This window comes from Pandoraea sp. SD6-2, assembly GCF_000389825.1.
In the GTDB taxonomy this organism is placed as follows: domain Bacteria; phylum Pseudomonadota; class Gammaproteobacteria; order Burkholderiales; family Burkholderiaceae; genus Pandoraea; species Pandoraea communis.
Map to the genome: position 1 here is coordinate 112095 of NZ_KB944451.1, position 6192 is coordinate 118286.

General features: G+C 63.5%; 6 protein-coding genes. 5 read left to right on the forward strand and 1 reads right to left on the reverse strand.

All coding sequences use genetic code 11. The features are described 5' to 3' along the window. Positions 1 to 69 precede the first annotated feature (69 nt). On the reverse strand, positions 70 to 1839 hold the full coding sequence (locus tag C266_RS14985) for an acetolactate synthase 3 catalytic subunit (protein ID WP_010806092.1): 1770 nt from the start codon (positions 1837 to 1839) through the stop codon (positions 70 to 72). Positions 1840 to 2288: 449 nt separating this feature from the next. Between C266_RS14985 and C266_RS14990 the strand changes: the two genes are divergently transcribed. The 5 genes from C266_RS14990 to C266_RS15010 all read left to right on the forward strand — a co-directional run bounded on the left by C266_RS14990 (position 2289) and on the right by C266_RS15010 (position 5931). Continuing rightward, on the forward strand, positions 2289 to 2861 hold the full coding sequence (locus C266_RS14990; protein ID WP_010806093.1) for an RNA polymerase sigma factor: 573 nt from the start codon (positions 2289 to 2291) through the stop codon (positions 2859 to 2861). Beyond that, complete coding sequence (locus tag C266_RS14995) at positions 2858 to 3286, forward strand: DUF3619 family protein (protein ID WP_010806094.1); 429 nt, start codon at positions 2858 to 2860, stop codon at positions 3284 to 3286. Before C266_RS14990 ends, C266_RS14995 begins: the two co-directional genes overlap by 4 nt. Before the next feature lie 22 nt (positions 3287 to 3308). Continuing rightward, positions 3309 to 4157 carry a DUF3106 domain-containing protein gene (locus C266_RS15000; protein WP_010806095.1) on the forward strand — a complete coding sequence of 283 codons (849 nt, stop codon included), beginning with the start codon at positions 3309 to 3311 and terminating at the stop codon, positions 4155 to 4157. Between the two features lie 248 nt (positions 4158 to 4405). Then, positions 4406 to 4978 carry an RDD family protein gene (locus C266_RS15005; RefSeq protein ID WP_010806096.1) on the forward strand — a complete coding sequence of 191 codons (573 nt, stop codon included), beginning with the start codon at positions 4406 to 4408 and terminating at the stop codon, positions 4976 to 4978. Next, positions 4975 to 5931, forward strand: a complete 957-nt coding sequence (locus tag C266_RS15010; RefSeq protein WP_010806097.1) for a triacylglycerol lipase — start codon at positions 4975 to 4977, stop codon at positions 5929 to 5931. The genes C266_RS15005 and C266_RS15010 overlap by 4 nt, the downstream gene beginning before the upstream one ends. Positions 5932 to 6192: the final 261 nt, after the last annotated feature.

The following is a 6192-nucleotide window of genomic DNA, read 5'->3' on the forward strand; positions in this document are numbered from 1 at the left end:
GTCCTAGTGTGGGGACGTCGCACCCGCGCCGGCCATAGCGGCGGCGACTGACGGCGCGCGCGCCTCTGTTTACAGATCTTCCGAACCGAGCAGCATCTCGCTGATGCCCTTGCCCGCCTGGACCATCGGCCAGACGTTTTCGGTGGGATCCGTTTGGAAATCCATGAATACCGTACGATCCTTCAGGCGCAACGCCTCTCGCAGTGCCGGTTCGACGTCCGACGACTTCTCGATGCGCATGCCCACATGACCGTAGGCCTCGGCGAGCTTCACGAAGTCAGGCAGCGCGTCCATGTACGAACTGGAGTAACGCTTGCTGTATTCGATCTGCTGCCACTGGCGAACCATGCCCAGATAGCGGTTGTTGAGCGACAGAATCTTGATCGGCGTGCGGTATTGCAAGCACGTCGAGAGTTCCTGAATGCACATCTGGATCGAGCCTTCGCCAGTAATACACGCGACTTCGGCATCCGGATGCGCCATCTTCACGCCCATGGCAGCCGGCAGGCCGAAGCCCATCGTGCCCAGACCGCCCGAGTTGATCCAGCGGCGCGGCTTGTTGAAGCGATAGTATTGCGCGGCCCACATCTGGTGCTGACCGACGTCCGAGCACACGAAGGCATCGCCGTCGGTGAGCTTCCAGTACGTCTCGACCACATGCTGCGGCTTGATGATCTCGCTCTGGCGATCAAACGCGAGGCAATCGCGCGAGCGCCATTCCTCGATCTGCTTCCACCAGTCAGCCAGTGCCTCGGTGTCCGGGCCATGTTCTGCCGTTTGCAGATTCTCGATCATTTCGCGCAACACTTCCTTCACGTCGCCGACGATCGGAATGTCGACCTTCACACGCTTGGAAATCGATGACGGGTCGATATCGACGTGAATGATCTTGCGCGGCCGCTCGGAAAAGTGCTCCGGATTACCGATCACGCGGTCGTCGAAGCGCGCACCGATGGCGATGAGCACGTCGCAGTGCTGCATGGCCATGTTGGCTTCGTACGTGCCGTGCATGCCCAGCATGCCGAGGAACTTGGGATCGCTCGCACGATACCCGCCCAGGCCCATGAGCGTGTTGGTCACCGGATAGCCGAGCAGGTCGCAGAACTGGTTCAGTTCCTTCGATGCGTCGGCCAGAATGATGCCGCCGCCGGTGTAAATATAGGGACGCTTGGCTGAGAGCAGCAGGCTCATCGCCTTGCGGATCTGCCCCGAGTGGCCCTTCGTGACCGGGTTGTACGAGCGCAGCGACACCGACTTCGGATACTCGAAGCGGCAGCGCGCCTTGGACACATCCTTCGGAATATCGACCAGCACCGGACCCGGACGGCCCGTCTTGGCGATGTAGAAGGCTTTCTTGATGGTGGAAGCGAGATCGCGCACGTCCTTCACGAGGAAGTTGTGCTTGACGCACGGACGCGTGATGCCGACCGTGTCGCATTCCTGGAAGGCGTCCTGGCCGATCGCGGCCGTAGGCACCTGTCCGGTAATGATGACGAGCGGGATCGAGTCCATATACGCCGTGGCAATGCCGGTGACCGCATTGGTCACACCGGGGCCAGACGTCACGAGGCACACGCCGACTTTGTCGGTGGAACGCGAATAAGCGTCTGCCGCATGCACGGCTGCCTGCTCATGGCGCACCAGAATGTGCTGGATCTTGTCCTGCTTGTAGAGTTCGTCGTAGATGTAGAGAACCGAACCGCCGGGATAACCCCACAGATGTTCGACCCCCTCTTCCTGAAGCGAGCGCACGAGAATCTCGGCGCCGATCATGTCTTCGGAAGTATTTTGGTGGCGTGTAGCTTCCGCCTCGGAGAATTCCGCGCTTGGCATGTTCATCGTCGACCTTTCAAAGTTTCGGCAAAAATTTTGATCGGGTGCTCTCCCCGCGAACTTGTGGTTCGGGCTCAAGCTGCGCGTCTGAATGATGGACACCCCGGATAGGCGTGCCGATATTGAGACAATCACAGATATTGCGAACTGGCAACCTTACCGGTTTGCAGCAAAATGGTCAAGCGAGTTTAGGCATTTGCAGCATGATTACGAAGTCGGGCGCGCAGAATTTCCCACATCGCACGCCGAGCCGCCCCACGCTGGTGCACAATCTTTACACGGTAGGAACCTGGCGAGCCCGGCGCCGTCGTCATGTGACACAACCGGAAGCAAAAGCGGTTACAGCGAAGCGCGTTTTTGGTAGCATCCGCTCCGACTACGCGAACTTTACGTGATCTTTACGCTTACACGGCATTTCACAGGCGCAGCGGTTGACGCTGCGTGTACCCCACCGGATGGCATCTGACAAGGAACTGGCGGATTTTCTCGCGGGCATTGAACGGCGCGCCTTCAAGCAGGCCGTCTATGCCGTTCGCGACGACGAGGCCGCCCTCGATATCGTTCAGGATGCGATGATCCGCTTGGCCGAGAAGTATGGCGACAAGCCGCCGGCCGACCTACCGCTGCTGTTCACGCGCATCCTCCAGAACACGATCCACGACTATTTTCGTCGGCAAAAGGTGCGCAACACCTGGGTCACACTATTTTCGAATCTCGCCGGCCCCGGCGACGACGAACGCGATGATTTCGACCCGTTGGAAACCTTGCTGGGCGAGGATGGGTCAGTGCAAACCGAGAGCAGCGAAGATTCCGTTTCGCGTGCCGAAATCCTCTCGATCATCGAGACGGAAATACAGAAACTACCGACACGTCAACGAGAAGCCTTCCTCATGCGTTACTGGGAAGACATGGACGTTGCCGAGACCGCCGCCACGATGGGGTGTTCGGAGGGCAGCGTCAAGACGCACTGTTCGCGTGCTACACACGCGTTGGCGCAGGCGTTGAAGGTAAAAGGGATCAGGTTATGAGTCACGATCTGGAAACGAGGGAAATCCGCTTCGCAAATCGCGTGCGGCGTGCATTGGATGAAGCGTCCGATACGCCGTCGCCGAATATTGCGGCCCGGCTGGCCGCCGCTCGCCAGGAGGCGCTCGCCCGCAAAAAGCCGGAACCGGTCGCCGTTGTGCAACCGGCGCTGGTGCTCGCGGGTGTGGGCGCCGTGCAGTCGCCGGAGATCGGCGGGCCGCGGCGCGCGCTCGACAAACTGGGCCGTCTGGGCCTGTTGTGGCCGCTCGCCGCGCTGGTGATCGGTCTGGCGGGTGTCGCGTACTGGGAACATCAGCAGCACATTCAGGATCTTGCAGATATCGATGCTGCCGTATTGAGCGACGAACTGCCGCTGTCGGCCTATGCCGATCACGGTTTCAACGCGTATCTGAAGCGTGCCCAGTAGTTCCCTCACTCAAGACCGACCTGTGACGCGACGCAACGTACTTTTTCTGGTCGCCGCGCTAATCGTGGCCGCGCTCGCCGGCACGGCCGTGCTGCGCCGCTCGCAAGCTCCGGAGCCGGTGTCCGACGTGCCGCCACTTATCTCCGGCACTTCGGCTCCCGGCGCCGCCAGCCCGGCCAGTGCACCGGTCGGCAGTCTCACGACGGACGCCGTAGCGCCGGGCAGCGCCCCGGCCGCTGCACTCCCGTCGCCCGGCGGCCTCTGGAGCAAGCTCACACCGAGCCAGCAGGAAGCCCTTGCCCCGCTCGCGCAGGACTGGAATCGCATGAACGAGCGTCAGCGCGACAAGTGGATCGAGATCGCCAAGCGCTTTCATACGCTCTCGCCCGAGGGCCGCAAACGTCTGCATGACCGTATGGCCGACTGGGTGCGCCTGACGCCCGAGCAGCGCAAACTGGCGCGCGAGAGCTATCAGAACGCCAAGACCCTGCCGCCCGAGCGCAAGGCGCAGGTATGGCAGCAGTATCAACAGCTCACGGAAGAGCAGAAGAAGCGCCTTGCTGCCGACGACAAGAAGCAGGCCAACCATCCCAACGTGGTCAGTGCGCCGCCGTCGGGCCGCACCGGCGTGAAGAATCCGTATGCCGCCGTGCATCGCAAGGAAAACGCCGCCGCAGCCAAGAACGGCGTGTTGCCGAGCCCGGCGCCTTCGGCTGCGTCCGCACCGGCGGCCGCACAACCGATGCCGGCACCGCCGACAACAGCATCGGTGCCAGCGGGTGTCAGCACCGGCGCCGTCGGCACAGGGGCCGCGAACAGCGACAAGAACGGCGAAACGGTCTTCAACTCCGAGATCTATCACCACAACTGATGCACGCCAACTGACCCACGCCGTCAGCCAGTGTCTTGCCGCCACGGCCGCCTTCGGGCGGCCGTTTGCATTCCTGAGCCTGGCGGGTCAGGCGCGCCTGACTGGCCCATCGGCACGTTCTTCCGCATAATGAGCGACAGATGGCTCGACAGGCCCGCCGCATGATGCGCCGCGCGGGCGCATTGACACATTGAACGGCATCGGCGCGACGCCGGGCACCCGACAGAACGATCCCAGACCACATCGCGATGACCGACTCCGCCACCCAGCCCGCCACGCCGTCTCGCTCGTCCGGCGCAGCCACTTCGCCGCGCACGCCTGCCGGTGCTGCGCCAGACGGCTACGCAGTGCCGACGCTGCGACGCCGCCTGCTCTCGATGGTCTACGAATCCCTGCTGCTCTTCGGCGTGCTCTTTCTCGCCGGATACCTTTTCAGCGCCCTGACCCAGCAGCGCAGCGGCCTGATGTATCGCCACGCAATGCAAACCTGGTTGTTCCTTGTGCTTGGCGCGTACTTCGTCTGGTTCTGGACCCACGGCGGCCAGACACTGGCGATGAAGACCTGGAAGATACGTCTGGTCGACACGCAGGGCCAACCGGTGCGCACCGGCCGCGCCGTCTTGCGATACATGCTCGCATGGCTGTGGGTGCTGCCTGCCATGGCGCTCGACTGGGCGCTCGGGTTCACCGGCTGGAGCAGTGTCGCATCGCTCGCCGGCTGGGTCGTGCTCTGGGCGCTGGCCATGCGCGTGATACCGGATCACCAATTCGTTCACGACCGGCTCGCCGGCACGCGTCTCGTCAGCGTGCTCGGCAAATGAATTCGCCGACACCGGCCAACCGCCCTATGCAGCGCGCGTCACGCCCGCATCTGATCTACGGCGGCATCGAGATCGCACTGTCCATCGTCGTCGCCATCGCGACCTGGGTCACGTGGCACAGCCCCTGGACAACCGTGCTCTGGACAGTCCTGTGGCTGCCGGTCTCGCACGCCACCGGCCTGGCCGCCGGCTTCATCATGGCCGCGCACGGTGACCCGACGCCCGAGCGGCGCACACCGGCCGGCACAAATGCGGCCGTATGGGCGTACGAATGTGCGGCGTCGATTCTGCTGCTCGACCTCTACCAACCCTGGCGCAGCGCCGCCCCACTGCCTTCTCCCAACGGCCCGGCACGCCCCGTCGCGGTACTGTTGTTGCACGGCTATGGCTGCAATCGAGCATTCTGGCTGCGTTTTTCGCGCCATCTGGCGGATGCCGGCTATCACTGCGACGCCGTCAATCTCGGACCGATATTCGGCGGCATCGACGACTACGCGGCCAGCATCGCGAACGCCGCGCAAACGCTTGCCGAGCGCACGCGGCTGCCCGTCGTCATCGTGGGCCACAGCATGGGAGGCATCGCGGCGCGCGCCTGCCTGCAACGCTATCCGACCTTGCCCGTCGCGCACACCATCACGCTCGGCTCCCCGCATTTCGGCACCTTGCACGCGCGCCACGGCATTGGCCAGAACGTTCGCCAGATGCGCCTCGGCAGCGAGTGGCTCGTGGCGCTCGCGGACCGTGAGACAGACGCGGAACGCGCTCGCATCACGTCGATCTACACGCTCCACGATAACGTTGTTTACCCCACTCGCACCTCGGTGCTGCCCGGCGCGCGCAACATCGCGCTGGACCGGCTCGGACACGTGTCGCTAGGCACGCACCCGCGTTCCCGCGCGCTGGTGCTCGAAACGCTGGAGCGCGTAGCGCAAGGACTGCGCCACAACGTCTGAATCGGGCGTCGTCAGCGCACGAGGCGGACCGGCGGTGTCGCATCGCCGCGACGTCTCAAGACACTTTCGCGACACACGCGTGACTGTCATCGTCCCTTCATGAAGTCATGGCGCAATGCACGCATGTTCAACGCGACGTGCGAGCCGCTATGACGACGACACCCACCTTCGAGTTGCCGATCTCAACACCTGCGGCTCGCGCCGGTCACTTTGCAGACACTCCGCCGGGTCGCCCTGCCGCCCCGCCCGCCAGCCCCCCCG

Bases quoted from the DNA above. Each gene is read 5' to 3' on its own strand.
- C266_RS15010 (WP_010806097.1), top strand. From the start codon at position 4,975: ATGAATTCGCCGACACCGGCCAACCGCCCTATGCAGCGCGCGTCACGC.
- C266_RS15005 (WP_010806096.1), top strand. From the start codon at position 4,406: ATGACCGACTCCGCCACCCAGCCCGCCACGCCGTCTCGCTCGTCCGGC.
- C266_RS14985 (WP_010806092.1), bottom strand. From the start codon at position 1,839: ATGAACATGCCAAGCGCGGAATTCTCCGAGGCGGAAGCTACACGCCAC.
- C266_RS14995 (WP_010806094.1), top strand. From the start codon at position 2,858: ATGAGTCACGATCTGGAAACGAGGGAAATCCGCTTCGCAAATCGCGTG.
- C266_RS14990 (WP_010806093.1), top strand. From the start codon at position 2,289: ATGGCATCTGACAAGGAACTGGCGGATTTTCTCGCGGGCATTGAACGG.